The sequence below is a fragment of the Streptomyces sp. NPDC058877 genome, from assembly GCF_042742855.1.
Taxonomy (GTDB): Bacteria; Actinomycetota; Actinomycetes; order Streptomycetales; family Streptomycetaceae; genus Streptomyces.
In genome coordinates, this window is the sequence record NZ_JBHYMF010000053.1 from 22,668 (window position 1) to 41,269 (window position 18,602).

An 18,602-nucleotide genomic window follows, 5' to 3' on the forward strand; every position below is an offset into this window, starting at 1 on the left:
GGCAGCCCCGGACCACCATCCGCAGCTGGCCACCTCCGTGACATGACGCGCACGAAGCATCACCCGATCGAGGGGCGGGGCCGCTTCAGACCGTTCCTCTTCGACACCGCCTTACGTCCTCCGCGGTGGGTCTCCGCGCGCCGTCATCGCCGAGCGGCGCGCGGGGTGGTGGCTGGCCGGCGCGGCGGCCGGGGAAAGAAGCCACTGGTCCGTTCCCGGTACTCGGCGTAGCCGGGGCGTCGTGCCATGTGGTTCTCCAGCAGCCGCTTGCCGCTGCCGAAGACCAGCAGGCCGCTCATCACGATCGGTGAGACGACGGTGAGTGCGGCGGTCTGCCACGTGGCGCACGCGGTGAGGTACAGCCCCCACCAGACGAGGAAGTCGCCGAAGTAGTTGGGGTGCCGGGTCCAGCTCCACAGCCCCTGGTCCATGATGCGCCCCTTGTTCGCGGGGTCGGCCTTGAAACGGGCGAGTTGGTGGTCTCCGGTCGCCTCGAAGAACACGCCGCAGGCCCACAGGACGAGCCCCAGGGTCGCCACCCCGTCCAAGGGGTCGGGCAGCAGCACCGCCACCTGGACCGGTAGCGAGACCAGCCAGACGAGGGCGCCTTGGAGGAGGTAGACGGTGCGCAGCGCGTAGAGGGTCGGATTGCCCCGGGCACGGGCCAGCATGCGGGCGTACCGGGGGTCCTCGCCGTGGCCGCGGCCCCGGCGCGCGATGTGAAGGGCGAGCCGGAGCCCCCAGAGGACGGTGGCGAGTGCGACGGCCGTCCTTCGGGTGCCGTCGCCGTAGCCGCTGGACAGTCCCCAGGAGACGGCGGCGACGGCGGCGAAGGCCACGCCCCAGGCGATGTCGACGATCCGGTGGAGCCCCTTGGCGCGGCCGATGGCGAAGGTGACCAGCATGACCGCCAGGGCCGTACCGGCCGAGGCGCCCAGGACGAGTACGAGGCCCTGTGCGTCGACGGTGGTCATGCGCCCGTCCTTCCCGCGTACCAGTGGGCGGGCGTGGCGGGCATGGCGGTCCGGCCGAGCCGGTCGGTGTGCACGGCGAGGATCTGGTCGACGCCCATGCGGTGCTGGGCGAAGGTGAGGCTGCTTCCCACGAGGTAGAGGCGCCAGACGCGTGCGGTGGGCTCGCCGACGAGGGAGGTGAACTCGCTCCAGCGTTCCTCCAGCGTGCGGTGCCAGGCGTCGATGGTCCTGACGTAGTGCTCGCGCAGGGACTCCGTGGAGCGCGTCTCGAAGCCCGCGGCCTCCAGGAGGGAGAGGGTGTCGGCGAGCGGACGCATGTGCATGTCGGGGGCGATGTACTTCTCGATGAAGGGACCCCCTCCGGGTGCCACGGCTCCACGGGACATCTGCTGGACGAGGAGCCGGCCGCGGGGCCGGAGCAGTTGGTGGAGACGGGTCGCGAAGAGGGGGTAGGCGGTGTCCCCGACGTGCTCCCCCATCTCGATGGCGGTCACCGCGTCATAGCCGCCGCCGCTGATCTGGCGGTAGTGGCGCTGTTCGACCTCGACGAGGTCGTCCAGGCCTTCGCCGTGCACCCTGGCCCGCACGTGTGCGGCCTGTTCCCCGGAGAGGGTGACCGCGGTGACGTGCACGCCGTGGACCCGGGCGGCGTACACGGCGAGCGCGCCCCAACCGCAGCCGATGTCGAGCAGGCGCATGCCCTTCTGCAGTCCGAGCTTGCGGCAGATGAGTTCGAGCTTGTCGCGCTGGGCGTCGGCGAGGGTGTAGCCGGGGTCCTCCGGTCGCGTCCAGTAGGCACAGGAATAGGCCATGGACTCGTCGAGGAGGAGTTCGTAGAAGGCGTTCGACAGGTCGTAGTGGTGGCTGATGGCGGCGCGGTCCCGTGCCTCGATGTGGAGCCGCCCGCGCAGGGACGCCCGGGGTGCCGCCGGCTGCGCGGGGCGGAGGCCGGCCGCGCCGAGGGTGAGTGCGGTCAGTCCGGCACGTGCCAGGTCCCTGGGCCGGGGCCGTGCCGCAGCCTGTTCGCCCAGGCTCTGCCGTACGTGGCCGAGGCTGGTGCGGAGGTCGCCCTCCGTGTCGATGTCGCCGGCGACGTAGGCCTCGGCGAGGCCGAGTTCACCGGGTTGCCAGAGCATGCGGCGCAGCGCCCGTGGAGTGCGGACGACGACGGTGGGGGCGTCGCTCGGCCCGGCGGTGCTGCCGTCCCAGGCGACCAGCCGTACGGGCAGGGGACCGGGCGGCAGGAAGGGGGCGAGGGCTGCCGCGAGGAGCGGAGCGGCCCCCCGGGGAGTGGGTCGCTTCGCGGTCATCGGGTTGCCTCCGGCTGGCTGGCCTCGGTGAGCAGGAGCTGGCGGACGTCGAGGTACCGGGCTCGGAACCCGGCCTCCGAGTAGGCGAGGTAGAGCTCCCACATACGGCGGAAGACCTGGTCGAAGCCGAGCGCGGCGACGGCTTCGCGCTCGTTCAGGAACCGTTCGCGCCACAGCCGGAGGGTTTCGGCGTAGTGCTGCCCGTAGCCGGTGTCGTGGACGACGTCGAGGCCGGCCGCGGCGCTGTGTTCGGCGATCGCTTCCCGTGAGGGGATCAGGCCGCCGGGAAAGACGTACTTGCTGATCCAGGTGTGGGTGCGGGCGGTGGCGAGCATCCTCTCGTGCGGCATGGTGATCGCCTGGAGCGCGATGCGGCCGCCGGGGGACAGGCACCGGCGCAGCGCGCCGAAGTAGGCGGGCCAGTATTCGGCGCCGACGGCCTCGATCATCTCCACGCTGATCACGGCGTCGTAGCGGCCCTCCACCTGGCGGTAGTCGCAGAGCTCGACGCTGACGCGGTCGGCGTGTCCCGCGGCGGCGATCCGGTCCGTGGCCAGGGCCCGTTGCTCCGCGGAGAGGGTGATGGTGCGGACGCGGGCTCCGCGGGCCGCGGCGCGCAGGGCGAGCTCGCCCCAACCGGTGCCGATCTCCAGGAGCCGGGTGCCGGGGCCCACTTCGGCGAGGTCCAGGAGCTGGTCGATCTTGCGGTGCTGGGCGGCGGTGAAGCCCGCACCGTCTGCCGGCAGGGCGTCGAAGACCGCCGACGAGTAGCTGAGGCCGGGGTCGAGGAACAGCGCGAAGAGCTCGTTGGAGAGGTCGTAGTGGCGGTGGATGTTCTGGCGGGCTCCGTCGATCGAGTTGCGGTCGAGGTGGGGCCTGCTGCGCACCCAGGCGCCGCGCAGTCGGCGGAGCGGGGCGGGGACGAGGTCGTCCACCTGGCGGGCGAGGACGGTGAGGAGCCCCACGAGGTCGTCGCTGTCCCACTCGCCGGCCATGTAGGACTCGCCGAAGCCGATGAGGCCGTCGGCACCGATCCTCTGGTGGAAGGCGTGCGGGTCGTGGAGCGTCAGGGTGGGCGCGGTGTCGGCTCCTCGGGCCGTGGCGGTGGCCGGTCGGGGGCCGAGGGACGTGGTTATGCGCAGCGGAAGACGGGCGAAGGCACGCTCCAGGAGGGTGCGCGCCACGGCCGTGCGCAGCGCGGAGGCCCGGGGGCGGTGGGCGACGTCCGGCCACCGTGCGAGGTCGATCGTGGTGGGGCGGTCGAGATCGGGGTCGGACGTGGACGCCGGGGGCAACGAGAGGGTCACAGCATGTCTTCCTGGGTGGGAGTGACGGGCCGGGGTCGGATCTTCAAGCCCTTGAGGTACAGGCGGATCCCGTGGAAGCGGATGCCGAGCGAGACCGCTGCGGTCGACCACGGGTGGCGCACCGCGGCAGCGAGGAGGGTGCGTGTCCCCGCGGGCCGGTGGGTGCCGCGGACGGTGGCCGTCAGGGGGTGGGTTCCGTGGGCTTGGCGGAGTTGGACCGTGAGGTCGAGCCGGTCGCCGGGCAGCGGCAGACGCATCCGGTAGGTCCCCTCCAGGTCGAGGAAGGGCGAGACGTAGAACTCCTTCGGGACCTGGTCGCGTCCCCGGGCATCGGGGTGGAGGAGGTAGCAGTGGCGTTGGCCGTACGTGTTGTGCACCTCCGCGACGACGCAGACGAGGCGGCCGGCCCGGTCGTGGCACCAGTACAGGGTGAGCGGGTTGAAGACGTGTCCCAGCACCCGTGCGTGGCCCAGCATCAGGATCCGGCCGTCGGCGTCGGGAACGTCGTGATCGGCGAGGAAGGCCTCCAGGCCGGCGCGCAGGGTGGGTGCCGCGCCGCCGAAGTGGTCCCGGGGGTCGAAGCGGGCCAGCGGGCGCAGCAGCAGGGGAAGCACGGGCAGCTCGTCGATGTCGACGAGCCAGAAGTACGTGCGGTGGCGGAGCCGGTGGGAGATCGGGGTGACCCTGGTGTGCACGACCTCGCTCGGGTAGAGCGCCGGGAGGTGCGGCGGTCCGGGGGCCGCGGGCGGTGGGGAACCGGTGCCGGGGGCCGTGGTCCTGGTCCGCGTGCCGCTCACCAGTCCACCCCCAGGGAACGGGCCGCCTCGACTCCCGAACGGCAGCCGTCCTCGTGGAACCCCCAGCCGTGGTAGGCACCCGCGTAGGCGGTGACGGTGGTGTTCAGCTCGGGGAGCATGCGCTGGGCGGCAACGGATTCGGGCGTGTAGACGGGGTGCTCGTAGACCATGCGGGCGAGGACGGTGGACTCGTCGACCCGGTCGCCGGGGTTGAGCGTGACGACGTGGGGTTCGGCGGAGCCCAGTCGCTGGAGGCGGTTCATGTCGTAGCTGACCTGGACCGCTTCGGGGCGTGCGGTGCAGGAGGGCAGCCAGTAGTTCCAGGACGCACGTGCGTGCGGGGAGCGGGGCAGCAGTGAGGTGTCCCGGTGCAGCACCGTCGGGTTGCGCGAGTAGGTGAACGCGCCGAGTACGCGTCGTTCCTGCTCGGTGGGGTCGGCGAGCAGGCGCAGTGCCTGGTCGGGATGGACGGCCAGGACGACGGCGGAGTGCGTGGTGGACTCGCCGTCCTCGGTGGTGACGCGGGCGTGGTGTGCTCCGCGCGTGACGCTGCGGACCGGAGTGGCGGTGCGGACGGCCGTGAGCCTCTTGGCCACCCGCTCCACGTAGACGGCGGATCCGCCCGTCACGGTCTTCCACTGGGGCGATCCGGTCACCGAGAGCAGGCCGTGGTGGTCGAGGAAGCGGAAGAGGTACGCGGCGGGATAGCGGAGCGACGTCTCCGCGGGGCAGGACCAGACGGCCGAGACGAGCGGAATCGCGAAGTGTGCGATGAAGTAGGGGGTGAAGCGGCGTTCCCGGAGGAAGTCGCCGAGCGTCATGGTCTCGTCCCCGGCTTCCAGGAGTCCGCGGGCGGACCGGTGGAAGCGGGGAACGTCCGCGAGCATGCGCAGGTGGCGTCCGCGCAGGAGGTTCCCCCCGCCCAGGAGCCCGCGTGCGCCACGGGCCCCGGCGTACTCGAGTCCGCAGCCGTCGCACCGGACGGACATGCTCATCTCCGAGTCCTGGGTCTGTACCTCCAGTTCCCGGAAGAGTCCGACGAGGTGGGGGTAGGTGCGCTCGTTGTGGACGATGAATCCCGTGTCGACCCGGACGGTTCCGCCTTCGCGGGTGGGCAGTTCATGGGTGTGGGCGTGGCCCCCCAGCCGTTCGTCCGCCTCGTACAGGACCACGTCGTGGACGCGGGACAGGACGTGGGCTGCCGTCAGACCGGCCACTCCAGCCCCCACCACCGCAACGCTTCGCCGGTTCATGTTCTCCGCCCCTCATTCCACGGGCCTCGGCGTGTGTTGCCCGTCCTTCACGTCATGGGTTGTTCGTAGCCGCTCCCCCATCGGATGGGGGGGCGGTTCGAGCCCGGCTCGGCAGGATCGGCCGTGGTTCTCGACCGCTCCCGCCCCGGGCTCCCTCCCGGGGCCGCATCTGAGCCGTGGCCGATGCACCGTGCAGGAGGGTGCTCACAAACGCTGCGCCCCGGTCCGCCCGGCGCGGTGGTACGGGAACGTCGGGCCGATCGCCTTCCACGGAGGCCGGGCCTTTGAGCAGCGCCGGGCCCCGGGAAGGGGCTGGTTTCAGGTGATTCCCACGTGGTGTCCCTTTCCTGGCGGGGCGGACACGCTGCTGATGCCGTCCTTCGTGCCTGCTGCTCAAGGTTCTTCCGACGAGGAGGAACGCAACAAGCTGCATCGTTTCCGCGTCGAATGTCGATGCTGCAGCGTTCCTTGCCGGCAGGAGCCGCGGCGGGCCTCGGCATCGACCCCCGGGCAGCCGTCGGATGGACCGCGGGCGCGGTCACCCCCTCGACCGCGCCGCCCACGGCGCCCGGTGGACGGTCCCGTCAGTCGGCCTCGCGGGCCCGGCGGAAGCGTGCCAGCCCGTCCGCGAGGGCGATGAGGGGATCGGGATAGTCGTAGCCGGCCCGGTCGAGGCCCGTGAGGGTCCACGGTTGGTGGAGTGCGGGCACCGACAGACCCGCGAGTTCGGGCACCCACCGGTGGACGTAACGGCCCTCGGGGTCGTAGCGCTGGGCCTGACGGATCGGGTTGAGGACCCGGTTGGGGCGGGTGTCCGTGCCGGTTCCCGCGACCCATTGCCAGTTCAACTGGTTGTTCGCCACGTCACCGTCCACCAGGAGGTCGAGGAAGTGACGGGCGCCCTCGCGCCAGTCGACGTAGAGGGTCTTCGTCAGGAAGGAGGCCGTGATCAGGCGGGCACGGTTGTGCATCCACCCCTCGTGGGCGAGCTGACGCATCGCCGCGTCCACCACGGGGTAACCGGTCCTGCCCTCGCGCCATGCCCGGAGATCGGCCTCGGCGTCCGCGCCTCGCCTCCAGCCGTCGCGACGGGAGCGGTACTCCTGGGCCGCGACTTCCGGCCGGGCGGCCAGGACCTGGTGGTAGAAGTCCCGCCAGCACACCTGGCGGACGAACGCCTCGGCCCCCGCCCCACCGCGCGCTCGCGCCCGGTGGACCGCTTCGAAGGGCGAGAGGGCCCCGAAGTGGAGGTAGGGGGACAACCGCGACGTGACATCGCCGGCGAGGTCGTCATGCCGGTCCGCGTAGGAGTCGCCGTGGTGCGACATCCAGGCCGTGAGCCGTTTGCGACCCCGGCTCTCGCCACCGGCGACGAGGCCCGCGGACACCCCTTCGACGGCGGACCGCAGGGGAACCTCCTCCGATCGGACCGCATGCGGCACCTGCACGGCCCGGGGGGCCGGGAGCGGTTTACGCAGGGGTTCCCCGACCCAACGGCGGTAGTAGGGGGTGAAGACCGCGTAGTGGTCGGATCCCTGGGGGGTGAGGTCACCGGGCGGCATGACCGTGGTCACGGCATCGTGCACGTAGAAGCGGCAGCCGTCCGGCTCCAGCGCGCTGCGGAGCCGCTCTTGGCGGACGTGGGCGAAGGTCGAGTAGCCGGCCGCCACGTGGACCTCGTCGGCCTGCACCTGGCGGACCACGGCGCACACCTCGGCGACCGTGTCACCGCTGCGCACGACCAGCCGGCCGCCCCTGTCCTTGAGCGCCCGATCGAGGTCGGCCAGGCAGTCCGCGAGGAAGGCCAACCTGTTGGGAGCCGCGAATCCGGCCCGGTCGACGGCGGGGTCGCGCACGAACAGCGGGACGACCTCGTGTGCGCCTTCCAGGGCGGCCCGCAGGGGCGGATGGTCGTGCACGCGGAGGTCCGACGTGAACAGGACCACGGAAACGGTCATGGCAGTACTCCTGGGTTTCGGCCGGCGGGCGTACGAGGAGACTCAGCCGGCCGACCACTGAGCCACCTGGTGGTTACCGCACCGGCCGCCCGGCCGGATGCACAGGACGGGGTCGCACATGCGACCGAGCGGAGGGCGTGACGGTCGCGGGGCGGTCCCCTGCGAAGGAGCGGTGGGGTGTGTGCCGTTACGGATCGTTCGTGCATCGCTTCGGCCTGCTCGCTCCCCCGCGGGTGGGTCGCCTCCTGTTCTTCCTCGGGCTCCGCCCGGAGGGATGCCGGAGCCCGCACCTTTCCTCATATTTCAATGCAGATTCGATGCGAATTGAACCACGCAGCGTTTTGCGTGATGTTCGTGGTGACGCTGCCCTTCCCCTTGAGGAGCAAGCCATGAACGCCGCCCGGCACAGTTCCCCCATGACCGCCGACCGCGCCCGCCGCGGCGGTTCCACCGCGCGAGCGTGCCAGGACGCGGAGCAGGAAGCGCTGTCGGCCCGCTTCGCCGCCGGTGAGGAGGGTGCCCTGGCTTCGGCTTACGAGCAGCTGGCACCCTTGGTGTACACCCTGGCCCGACGCTCCCTCGGTGACGTACAGGACGCGGAGGACGTCACCCAGCAGGTGTTCCTCGCCGCATGGCGCGGACGCGCGGGATACCGGATGGAACGCGGTCCGCTCGCCGGGTGGATCGTGGGCATCACGCGCCACGTCATCGTCGACGCCCTGGCCGCACGCACCCGTCGGGCGGACACGGAACGCGCCCTCGCCAGTCGACACGCCGATGCGATCCGGAACCTGAACGGCGACGAGAGCGACCTGGCCCTCAACCGCGTCCTGGTCCAGGAGAAGCTGACGGTCCTGTCCCCCGTGCAACGGCGGCTCGTCCGGATGGCCATCTACGGGGACATGACCCAGGCGAAGATCGCCGAGGCGACCGGTCTCCCCCTGGGCACCGTGAAGAGCCACATCCGCCGCGGCTTCCAGGCGCTGCGGCCCGTGATGGACCCGTCCGGCTGACCCGTGCCGAGGGGTGCGGCCGCCCCCGACACGACGGCCGCGTTCCGCACGACGGACGTCCGCTCCCTTCGACCGGGCATCACCCGGGTGGACCGCCGAACGGTGCGGAGGGGGAGTGCGCTCCCCCTCCGCCGCGGACGTCCCGGTGTCACGCACGTCCGAGATCGGCCAGGACTTCACGGGCCGCCCGCGCGCCGGACGCCATGGCTCCCTGCACGGACCCCGTGGCCCGGTGGTCACCGCACACGTACACCCCGGCATCGAAACGGGTGGTGCGCGTCAGCGGATGCGGAGGCGGCATGGCCGGGAGCGCGTCCCGCACCGTGATCCGGTGCACCGTCTGCCAGGAGTGCGTGTCGGTGTCGTAGGCCTCCGCGAGCGCTTCCCCGAGGCGGCCCTCCTCCTCGGGCGGCAGCTCTCCGAGCACGGAGGTCGACACGAGGGCGCGACCGTCCTGCGCGTAGCCCGGGTGCACCTCGGTGAGGACGCAGGTGTTCAGGAAACGGCGCTGTGGATCCACGACCAGGGCGGGCTCGGGCAAGGGGGAGCGCTCGGCCGCGTGATAGACGGTGGTGACGGTCCGCCCCGACGGAACCCGCAACCCGGGGAGCAGTCGGGCGGCGGCGGTCATGCCCGTCGCGACGACCACGGCCGAGGCGCCCACCACGGCTCCGTCAGCGAGCCACACTCCCCCGTCGACGAAACCGTCGACGGGGGTCGCGGTGTGCAGCACGCCCGGTGGGAGTCGAGCGGCCAATTGTGCCGGGACCGCTCCGATGCCTTCTGCGGGAAGGCAGAGCGTGCCCCGCAGGAAGCTGCGCCAGACCAGGTGGAAGACGCGCGCCGAAGTCTCCAGTCGGTCTTCCAGGAACACCCCCGAGAGGAAGGGCCGGAAGAAGGTCTCGACGAGTTCCGGGGAGACGCCGGCCCTGGCGAGGGCGGCCCGGGTCGTGCCGTCGCGCCGGTTCCTCACCAGGGAGGCGGGTTCCAGCGCGTCGCGGGCGGACAGGAGGCCCATGGCGAGCAGGTCGCGCGGGGAACCCGCCCGGCCGGTCAGCAGATCGGCACTGCCGCGGAGGTCGCGGGTCGGATCGGTGAACCTCCGCGTCCCCCGGGCGGTGGGCACGAGAACGGCCGGAGCGAAGGGGCGCAGCCTCAGCGCACGGAGGTCGAGTCTTCTCTTCACCTGCGGGTAGGAGGTGTTGAGCACTTGGAACCCCCGGTCGAGCGTGAAGCCGGCCACCCGGTCGGTGCGCATGCGACCGCCCGGTAGCCCGTCGGCTTCCAGCAACCGAACCGTGAGTCCCGCATCGATGAGGTCCGCCGCGCAGACCAGACCCGCCACCCCCGCTCCGACGACCACGACGTCGTACGGTTCCTCGCTGAACATCACCGTGCTCCTCGGTCCTGGTGCTCGAAGGCGGCTCGGCTGCGGTTCGACTCCGGGGATCCGGGGCCCTTCCGGTGGGGTCGCCGCAGAGCCCCTCCCGTACCTCTCCTCTGCACCGGTCGACACCTGTCGGCCCGACGGGTCGACGGGTCGACGGCCCCCGTCACGTCCGGTGGGTTTCGTGCAGGCCCTCGCGCGCGGTGGCGGAACCCTCCGGTCGCTGCGGCGCCGCGCCCCGGTGCTCCTGCTTCTCGGCCTTCTCGGCCCTCTCGGCCGTCCGCGCGATGTTCCTGGCCATGCCGCCGAAGACGACGGCGTGGAAGGGCGCCACGCTCCACCAGTACAACTGGCCGGCCAAGCCACGGGGATGGAACAGCGCGCGCTGGTGGTAGCGGGTCCGCCCGGAGTCGTCGTGGTCCGCGACCATCTCCAACCAGGCGAGACCGGGCAGGCGCATCTCGGCGCGCAGGCGCAGCAACCGCCCGCGCTCGATCTCCTCGACCCGCCAGAAGTCGAGGGCGTCGCCGACCCTCAGCCTCTGGGCGTCCCGCCGGCCACGGCGCAGGCCCACTCCCCCGACCAGCCGGTCGAACCATCCGCGCACGGCCCATGCCAGGGGGAAGGAGTACCAGCCGTTCTCCCCGCCCACGCCTTCGATGACGCGCCACAGGGCTGCCGGGGCCGCGTCGACGGTGCGGGACCGTTCGTCGACGTAGAGGCTTCCGCCCGCCCAGTCCGGGTCGGTGGGCAAGGGGTCACTGGGCGCACCGGGCAAGGAGGCGGAGGACCAGCGAGTGGCGACCTGGGCGTCGCGCACGCGCTGGAGGGCCAGTTCCAGGGCCTGGTCGAACCCCATCGGATGGCCGGGTTCGTCGGGCACGTACTGCGTGATGTCGTTCTCGGTGCACACGACCTCGTAGCGCAGCGACTCCGCCAGGGGGCGCGCCAGGGAGGCCGGGACCGGAGTGACGAGACCGATCCAGTGGCTGGACAGCCGGGGGGTCAGCACCGGGACGGAGAGGATCAGCCGCTGGCGCAGTCCGGCGACGCGCGCGTAGCGCATCATCATGTCCCGGTACGTGAGGAGGTCGGGGCCGCCGATGTCGAAGGTCCGGTTGACCTCGTCCGGCATGCGTGCGCTGCCGACCAGGTAGCGCAGGACGTCACGGACCGCGATGGGCTGGACCCGGGTGCCGACCCAGGTGGGCGTCACCATGACCGGCAGGCGTTCCGTCAGGTAGCGCAGCATCTCGAAGGAGGCCGAGCCGGAGCCGATCACGACGGCTGCGCGCAGCACGGTGGTGGGCACGCCGGATTCCAACAGGATCCGCCCCACCTCGCTGCGCGAGCGCAGGTGCGGGGAGAGGTCTTCCTCGGGAATGCCGGAAGGGGTGAGGCCGCCCAGGTACACGATGCGCCCGACGCCGGCGGCGCGGGCGGCCTCGGCGAAGGTGCGGGCGGCGCGACGGTCGGTCTTCTCGAAGTCGGCCGTGGAGGTCATCGAATGGACCAGGTAGTAGGCGACGTCGATGCCGTCCATCGCCCGCTTCAGGCTCCGGGCGTCGGTGACGTCTCCGTGGACGATCTCCGCCTGCCCGGCCCACGGGAGGTCTTCGAGGTGGGAGGGGTTCCGGGCGACGCAGCGGACCCGGTGCCCCTGCTCCAGCAGCTCGGGGACGAGACGGCCGCCGATGTATCCGCTGGCACCCGTGACCAAGCAGTGCAGACCTTCTGCCGGTTTCGAAGACGCGGGCATGAAGTGCTCCGTTCCCTGGAGGGGCAGCGGTTGCTGCGCTTCCACTGCTGTGGCGCCTGGCTCGCCGGCCGTCGGGGGCACCGGCCGTCTGGGAGATACTTCGCCCGCAACCCCGGTGAGGGATGCGCCGCGGTGTGTTTCTGGGTCCGTACGGCGTAATGCCCGTGAGGGCCGCCCCCGGTCGAGGGGGCGGCCCGTTCCCGTGGGGCAGTGCTCGGAGGGCCGGGGCAGGCGAGGAGGGGCGACGGGTGACGTCGGGGGTCGGGGCCGGGACGTCACCCGCGGCGTCGGGCTCCGACGGCCCCTCGGCGCGGTTCAGCCGCGGTGGGGGTGGACGGTGGCCTCGCCGGTCAGCCGGACGCCGACCCTCCGGCCCGGTTCCTGGCGGAGCGGGCCCGAGGTCCGGATGTCGACCGGTCGGTCGAGTCCGTCGACCGCCACGGTGACCATGGCGTCGTGCCCGAAGAAGCGCACCTCGGTCACCACGCCTTCGACGTCGGCGTCCTCCGGCCCGGTGAGCCGGAGCTGTTCGGGGCGCAGCAGCACCACCCCTTCGCGGAGCCCTTCCGGGGTGGTCGCGAGGGGGACCCGTCCGAGGACGGTGGTGGCCGTGTCCTTCTCGACCGTGCCGGGAACGAGGACCGCATCGCCGACGAACGAGGCCAGCCAGGGGTCCACGGGGCGGTGGTAGAGGTGCTGTGGGCTCGCGCACTGGGCGACGCGGCCGTCCCGGAGCACGGCGACCAGATCGGCGGTGGACAGGGCCTCCTGTTGGTCGTGGGTGACCAGCAGGCCGGTGGCGCCGCTCTCCCGCAGCACGGCCCGGACCTCCGCCCGTACGACACCGCGCAGCCCGCTGTCGAGCGCGCTGAACGGTTCGTCGAGCAGCACGAGGTGGGGCCGGGGGGCGAGCGCGCGGGCGAGTGCCACGCGCTGTTGCTGGCCACCGGACAGCTCGTGCGGCATCCGCTCGCCGTAGCCGGGAAGTCCGACAAGGTCGAGCATCTCCCCGACGCGGGAGCGCTTGGCCGCCCGGTCGAGGCCCCTCAGCCCGAAGGCGATGTTCCGGGCCACGCTGAGGTGGGGGAAGAGGGCGCCCTCCTGGGGAACGATCCCGATGCGACGCCGTTCGGGCGGCAAGTGGACGCCCGGGCCGCCGAGGGTCCTGCCGGCGACGGCGACGGTGCCGGAGTCGGCCTCCAGGAAGCCCGCGATCACCCTCAGCAGGGTGGTCTTGCCGCAGCCGGACGGTCCGAGGACGGCCGCGAGCGCACCTCCGGGAACGCTCAGGTCGAGCCCGTCGAGGATCGACGCCCCCGGCCCGTACCCCTTGACGACCTGGCGTACCTCTAGCTCGTTCATGTGCGGTGCCTTCCGAGGAGGTACGAGGGAACGGCGGCCAGCAGGATCAGTGCCGCCGCGTACGGAGCAGCCGCGGCGAACGATCCGGTGCCGGTTTCCGTCCACAGCCGGGTGGCGAGGGTGTCCATGCCGGTGGGGCGCAGCAGCAGGGTGGCGGGGAGTTCCTTCATGCAGACCACGAAGGTGAGGGCCGCTCCGGCGGCGATTCCGGGGGCCGCGAGCGGCACGGTGACCTCACGGAGGACGCCGAAGGGGCTGCGCCCCAACGAGCGGGCCACGTCGTCGAGGACCGGCGGTGCCTGGAGCACGGCGGCTCGGGTGGCTCCGACGGCAACGGGCAGGAAGAGCACCGCGTACGCACAGATCAGCAGCGGGGTTTCCTGGTAGAGGGGCCGGGCGTAGCGCACCGCGAAGAACACGAGCGCGAGCGCGACGGTGATGCCGGGAACGGCGTGTCCCGCGTAGGCGGCCTGTTCGAGGAGGTGGGCGAGCCGGCCGCGATGGCGGGCGGCGATGATGCCGACCGGCAGCGCGAGCAGTGCGGTGAGTGTGGCTCCCCCGGTGGCGACGCCGAGCGTGGTGAGCGCGGTGCCGGCGAGCGCGGCCGGATCCCAGGTGGCGGAGGAGCCGACGGCCAGCCAGTAGCCGAGCGTGGCGAGCGGGAAGCCGACCGCCAGGGCGACGATCGTTCCGCACCAGGCGAGGGCGAGCGGCTGGAGTCGGCCGAGGCGGGCGGGAACGATCCGTCGGGCGGTTCCCTTTCCCGTGCGGGAGTAGTCGGCGCGTCCGCGGGTGCGGGTTTCGGCAGCGACGAGCAGCACGGTCATCACCACGAGCACCGCGCTGAGGGCGGCGGCCGGGGTGCGGTCGAAGCTGGCCTGGTAGGAGGTGTAGATCCCCCGGGTGAAGGTGTCGTACCGCATGAGCGAGACGGCACCGAAGTCGGAGAGCACGTACAGCGCGACGAGGAGTCCGCCGCCGGCAGCGGCGGGCCGGAGTTGGGGGAGGGTGACGCGCAGGAAGGTGCGCACCGGTCCGTGCCCGAGGGAGCGCGCAGCCTCCTCGTGTCCGGGGTCGGTGCCGCGGAGCGCGGCGGCGACCGGAAGGTAGACGTACGGGAAGCACGCCAGGGTCAGTGCGACCGCCGAGCCGGCGAAACCGGCCAGGGAGGGCGCCGCGGACAGCCAGGCGAACGCCGTGACGTAGCTCGGGACGGCCAGCGGCAGGGTGACCAGGACGGACCAGGCGCGGGCCCCGGGCAGGGCGGTGCGGACGGTGAGCCAGGCGAGCGAGACGCCGATCGCCAAGCACGCCGCGACGACGACGGCGGCGAGGCCGAGGCTGCGCACGAGCAGTTCGGCGGTGCGTTCGCCGGCGATGGCGTCCCACGCGCGGGCGGGGCCGTGTTCGAGGGCTCGGACACCGAGGTAGCCCAGGGGCAGGACGGCCAGCAGGGCGGCCGTCGTGGCGGGTACGACGAGGGTCCAGGAGGGGCGGCCGGCGGCGCGCGCCCGCCCACGGGGTGCCGGAGCACCCTCCGGGCGGGCGGCGTCGTCGGTCCGGAGCGGGACGTCCAGTGCGGTCACCTCAGACGAGTCCGACGTCCTGGAGCATGACCAGGGTCTGCTTGAGGGAGTCGAGCCGTCCCAGGTCCATCTTCGGCGGCTGGAGACCCTCCAGCGGTGGGACTCCGTCCGCTGCCTTCACACCGGCGGCCAGGGGGTACTCCTTGGTCTCTTCGGCGAAGTACTCCTGGGATTCCGCGGAGAGGAAGAAGTCGACGGCCTTCTGGGCGTACGCGGCCTGCTTCGCGTCGGCGCCCTTGAGGATGCCGACGCCGGCGACGTTCACGAGGCCGCCGGGGTCGCCCCCGGGCAGGTAGTGCACCCTCGCCTGGATCTTGTCGGCACCGGTCTCGGCGGCCCGCTCGTACCAGTAGTAGTGGTTGATCAGGCCGAGTGCGACCTCGCCCTTGTCGACGGCGTCCAGGACCTTGAGGTTGCTTTCGTAGGCCTTGGGTTCGTTGGCCTTCAGGCCCTTGAGCCAGGAGCGGGCCGCGTCGTCGCCCTCCAGGACGCGCATGCCGGTGACGAAGGCCTGGAAGGAGGCGTTCGTGGGGGCGAAGCCGATCTTGCCCTTCCACTCCGGCTTCACGAGCTCGTGGACGCTGTTCGGCGGGGTGGGGACCTGACCCGGGTGGTAGCCGAGGACGCGGACCCGTCCGCTGACTCCGGTCCAGTCCCCCGAGGAGCTGCGGTAGGTCGGGGCGACCTTGTCGAGGGTGGCCTGTGGGAGCGGCGCGAGGCGCTGCTCCTTGGAGAGTGCGCCGAGGGCGCCCGCGTCCTGGGAGAGGAAGAGTCCTGCCTCGGTGCGGTCGCCCTCTTCGAGGAGCTGGGCGGAGAGCTCGGCGCTGGCACCGTAGCGGACCTCGACGTTGGCGCCGAGGTGCTCCTCCAGCTTCTCGATGAGCGGCTTGACGAGGTTCTCGTTGCGGCCGGAGTAGATGACGAGGTCGGCCGGCTCGTCACTGCCGCAGGCGGAGAGCAGGGGGCCGAGCAGAGCGGCTGCGGCGAACGCGGTGAGGGTGCGGGCCGTGGGGCGGCGCATACGGGTGGTGCCTTCCTGCAGTCATCTATCAAGCGAACCTGTGGATAGGGCATTGATAAGGTAAAGCTAACCTAAGGGTCAAGTCAGCCTTTGGTAACGGCGAGGTCGCGAATCGGCATCCGGAACCACACCCCCCTCTTTCCGGTAAGGAAAGGCTTACCTACGATGCGCGCATGACGCTCCTGCCCGCCCCGGCCGTCGACGGCCGGGCCCTCCCCCTCGCACGCGACCTCGCGGTGCACGGCGACCGCACCGCCGTCGTGACCCCCGGCGGCGAACTCTCGTACCGCGCGCTGGCCGGACGGGTCGAGGAGGTCGCACGACGGCTGGGGCCCGAACGGCGACTGGTCCTGCTCCCCGGGGCCAACACCGTCGAGGCCCTCGTCGTCCACCTGGCCGCGCTGTCGGCCGGCCACGTGACCCTGCTGGTGCCGGGCGACCACCCGGAGGCCGTCGCCGCACTGACCGCCGCGTACGACCCCGATGTCGTCGTCCGTCCCGGGGCGGACGACGGACCGCGGATCGAGGAACGGCGGTCCGGTTCCGCGCACTCCCTCCACCCCGATCTGGCGCTCCTGCTCAGCACCTCGGGCTCGACCGGCTCCCCGAAACTGGTCCGGCTCTCGTACGAGAACCTCCAGTCCAACGCCGAATCGATCGCCGCCTACCTCGACATCCGCGACACCGACCGCGCCGCCACCACCCTGCCCCTGCACTACTGCTACGGACTCTCGGTGGTCCACAGCAACCTGCTGCGGGGGGCGGGAATCGTCCTGACCGACCTCTCCGTGGCGGACGCCTGCTTCTGGGACCTCTTCCGCGAGGCCGGCGGAACCTCGCTCGCCGGTGTCCCCTACACCTTCGACCTGCTCGATCGGGTCGGGTTCGCCGAGATGGACCTCCCCCGCCTGCGGTACGTCACCCAGGCCGGCGGGCGGCTCTCCCCCGAGCGGGTCACGCAGTACGCCGAACTCGGGCGGTCGCACGGCTGGGACCTCTTCGTGATGTACGGCCAGACCGAGGCGACCGCACGCATGGCGTACCTGCCGCCCGCCCTCGTCGCCGACCACCCCGGGGCGATCGGCGTCCCCGTCCCCGGCGGCTCCTTCCACCTGGAGCCGGTCGAGGAGGCATCCGGAGCGGATGACGTCGGCGAACTCGTCTACACGGGCCCGAACGTCATGCTCGGTTACGCCCTCGCCCCCGAAGACCTCTCCCTCGGTCGAACCGTCGATGCCCTGCGCACCGGCGACCTCGCCCGTCGCACCGGAGCCGGCCTGTACGAGATCGTGGGCCGCCGCAGCCGCTTCCTCAAGATCCTCGGTCTGCGCATCGACCCGCAGCAGATCGAGGCCCTGCTCGCACGGCACGGCCTGAACGCCCTGTGCACGGGCGACGACGAGGGCGTCACGATCGCCGTGGAAGGCGGGCAGGAGCGGGACCGACGGCGAATACGAAGACGCGTGGTCGACGAGTGCGGCCTGCCCGCCCGGACCGTCCACGTCCACACGGTGCCCGCGCTCCCCCGGCTCGCCACGGGCAAGCCCGACTACCGGGCCGTGCAGGCCCTGACCCGCCCGACCGGAACGCCCCGGACGGACGAGGACGGGGCCGCGGACGACTTGTGCGCGCTCTACGCCCGGATCCTGGACCGGCCCGACGTGACCCCGGACAGCTCGTTCGTCTCCCTCGGCGGCGACTCGCTGTCCTACGTCGAGATGTCCCTCCAACTGGAGGGACGCCTGGGCCGTCTGCCCCTCGACTGGCACCTGACGTCCATACGCGACCTGGAGGGGCACGGCGGGACGGCCGGACGGGAGCCGGTACCGGAGGTCCGGTCACGGCGACGGAGCATCGAGACCAGCGTCATCCTGCGTGCGGTGGCCATCGTGTGCATCGTCGGCTCGCACATCCGGGTCTTCGAGGTCCGGGGCGGGGCGCACCTCCTGCTCGCCGTGGCCGGGTTCAACTTCGCCCGCTTCCTGCTCGCCTCGCCCGAGCGCCGTGAACGGACGCGCCGCTCGGCCCGCAGCATCGCCCGGATCGCCGTGCCCACCATGGCCTGGACCGCCTTCGCGCTCCTCATCACCGATGACTACGGCCTGTCCAACGTCCTCCTGCTGCACAATGCGCTCCGACCCGAGGACATGGGGTCGGGAATCCACCTCTGGTTCGTCGAGGCCCTCGTCTACATCTTGCTGGCCGTGACGGCCTTGCTGGCCGTCCCCACCGTCGACCGTCTGGAACGCGGCTTCCCGTTCGGGCTGCCGCTCGCCCTGGCCGGAATCGGCCTGCTCGCCCGTTACGAACTGGTGGGCCTCCCGGCCCGGGCCCAGATCACCGATGCGGTCACCGTGTTCTGGCTCTTCGCCCTCGGCTGGGCAGCGGCGAGGACACGCACCCCGATGGACCGACTGCTGGTGACGGTGATCGCCCTGGCCGCCCTCCCCGGCTTCTTCCCCGGTGAGCCGCGCAGGGAGTCGTTCGTCGCAGTGGGCTTCTGCCTGTTGGTGTGGTTCCGCACGCTGCCGAGCAGTCGACGCCTCAGCCGGGCAGCGGGTCTGCTGGCCGGCAGTTCACTCGCCATCTATCTGACGCACTGGCAGGTCTACCCGGTCTTCGACGGCATCTCGAAGCACCTGGCGCTCGTGGTCTCGCTGGCCGTCGGCATCGGCTGCACCGCGGCCGTCACCCGGCTCGCCGCTCTGCGCGGAAAGCGGGGCACCGGGCTGCTCCGGCCGGGACGTATCCCCGCGCCGAACACGGTGCGGGCCGCACGGCAGTGAGCCCGCCCACGCTCCTCCGGTCGCCCCGGCGGATCTTCTCCACAACACGAGGAGCGGCGGGCGGCATCCGTCCCGGTGCCCACCGCTGG

At 72.1% G+C, this 18,602-nt stretch carries 13 protein-coding genes; 2 read left to right on the plus strand and 11 right to left on the minus strand.

All coding sequences use genetic code 11. The features are described 5' to 3' along the window. Positions 1–143: 143 nt before the first annotated feature. From ACFW2Y_RS15230 to ACFW2Y_RS15255, 6 genes are all read right to left on the minus strand, one after another. Positions 144–974 (minus strand): DUF1295 domain-containing protein, encoded by an 831-nt coding sequence (locus ACFW2Y_RS15230; protein WP_384878269.1) that lies wholly within the window; start codon positions 972–974, stop codon positions 144–146. After that, positions 971–2,284 (minus strand): class I SAM-dependent methyltransferase, encoded by a 1,314-nt coding sequence (locus ACFW2Y_RS15235; RefSeq protein ID WP_384878271.1) that lies wholly within the window; start codon positions 2,282–2,284, stop codon positions 971–973. The genes ACFW2Y_RS15230 and ACFW2Y_RS15235 overlap by 4 nt, the downstream gene beginning before the upstream one ends. After that, the gene (locus ACFW2Y_RS15240; protein ID WP_384878274.1) at positions 2,281–3,591 is read right to left on the minus strand and encodes a class I SAM-dependent methyltransferase; all 1,311 of its coding nucleotides are present in this window, start codon (positions 3,589–3,591) and stop codon (positions 2,281–2,283) included. Before ACFW2Y_RS15240 ends, ACFW2Y_RS15235 begins: the two co-directional genes overlap by 4 nt. Continuing rightward, on the minus strand, positions 3,588–4,286 hold the full coding sequence (locus ACFW2Y_RS15245) for a DUF1365 domain-containing protein (protein ID WP_384878299.1): 699 nt from the start codon (positions 4,284–4,286) through the stop codon (positions 3,588–3,590). The genes ACFW2Y_RS15240 and ACFW2Y_RS15245 overlap by 4 nt, the downstream gene beginning before the upstream one ends. A 98-nt stretch (positions 4,287–4,384) precedes the next feature. Next, entirely contained in the window at positions 4,385–5,641 is a 1,257-nt protein-coding gene (locus ACFW2Y_RS15250) for an NAD(P)/FAD-dependent oxidoreductase (protein WP_384878276.1), read from the minus strand. Between the two features lie 584 nt (positions 5,642–6,225). Next, on the minus strand, positions 6,226–7,599 hold the full coding sequence (locus tag ACFW2Y_RS15255) for a cryptochrome/photolyase family protein (protein ID WP_384878278.1): 1,374 nt from the start codon (positions 7,597–7,599) through the stop codon (positions 6,226–6,228). Positions 7,600–8,015: 416 nt separating this feature from the next. Here ACFW2Y_RS15255 and ACFW2Y_RS15260 point away from each other — a divergent pair, with 416 nt between their 5' ends. Continuing rightward, positions 8,016–8,612, plus strand: coding sequence for an RNA polymerase sigma factor (locus ACFW2Y_RS15260; protein ID WP_384878280.1), 597 nt, complete (start codon positions 8,016–8,018; stop codon positions 8,610–8,612). A 148-nt stretch (positions 8,613–8,760) separates the two neighbouring features. Here ACFW2Y_RS15260 and ACFW2Y_RS15265 read toward each other — a convergent pair whose 3' ends face one another. From ACFW2Y_RS15265 to ACFW2Y_RS15285, 5 genes are all read right to left on the minus strand, one after another. Further along, positions 8,761–10,002, minus strand: coding sequence for an FAD-dependent oxidoreductase (locus ACFW2Y_RS15265; protein ID WP_384878283.1), 1,242 nt, complete (start codon positions 10,000–10,002; stop codon positions 8,761–8,763). A 163-nt stretch (positions 10,003–10,165) separates the two neighbouring features. After that, entirely contained in the window at positions 10,166–11,758 is a 1,593-nt protein-coding gene (locus tag ACFW2Y_RS15270) for an SDR family oxidoreductase (protein WP_384878286.1), read from the minus strand. 315 nt (positions 11,759–12,073) lie between these two features. Further along, positions 12,074–13,120, minus strand: coding sequence for an ABC transporter ATP-binding protein (locus ACFW2Y_RS15275; RefSeq protein ID WP_384878288.1), 1,047 nt, complete (start codon positions 13,118–13,120; stop codon positions 12,074–12,076). After that, positions 13,117–14,706, minus strand: a complete 1,590-nt coding sequence (locus ACFW2Y_RS15280; protein ID WP_384878291.1) for an ABC transporter permease — start codon at positions 14,704–14,706, stop codon at positions 13,117–13,119. The genes ACFW2Y_RS15275 and ACFW2Y_RS15280 overlap by 4 nt, the downstream gene beginning before the upstream one ends. A 1-nt stretch (position 14,707) precedes the next feature. Then, positions 14,708–15,727 carry an iron ABC transporter substrate-binding protein gene (locus tag ACFW2Y_RS15285; RefSeq protein ID WP_384878294.1) on the minus strand — a complete coding sequence of 340 codons (1,020 nt, stop codon included), beginning with the start codon at positions 15,725–15,727 and terminating at the stop codon, positions 14,708–14,710. 173 nt (positions 15,728–15,900) lie between these two features. On the opposite strand from ACFW2Y_RS15285, the gene ACFW2Y_RS15290 reads away from it, so the two are divergent. Continuing rightward, the gene (locus ACFW2Y_RS15290) at positions 15,901–18,513 is read left to right on the plus strand and encodes an AMP-binding protein (RefSeq protein WP_384878296.1); all 2,613 of its coding nucleotides are present in this window, start codon (positions 15,901–15,903) and stop codon (positions 18,511–18,513) included. Positions 18,514–18,602 lie beyond the last annotated feature (89 nt).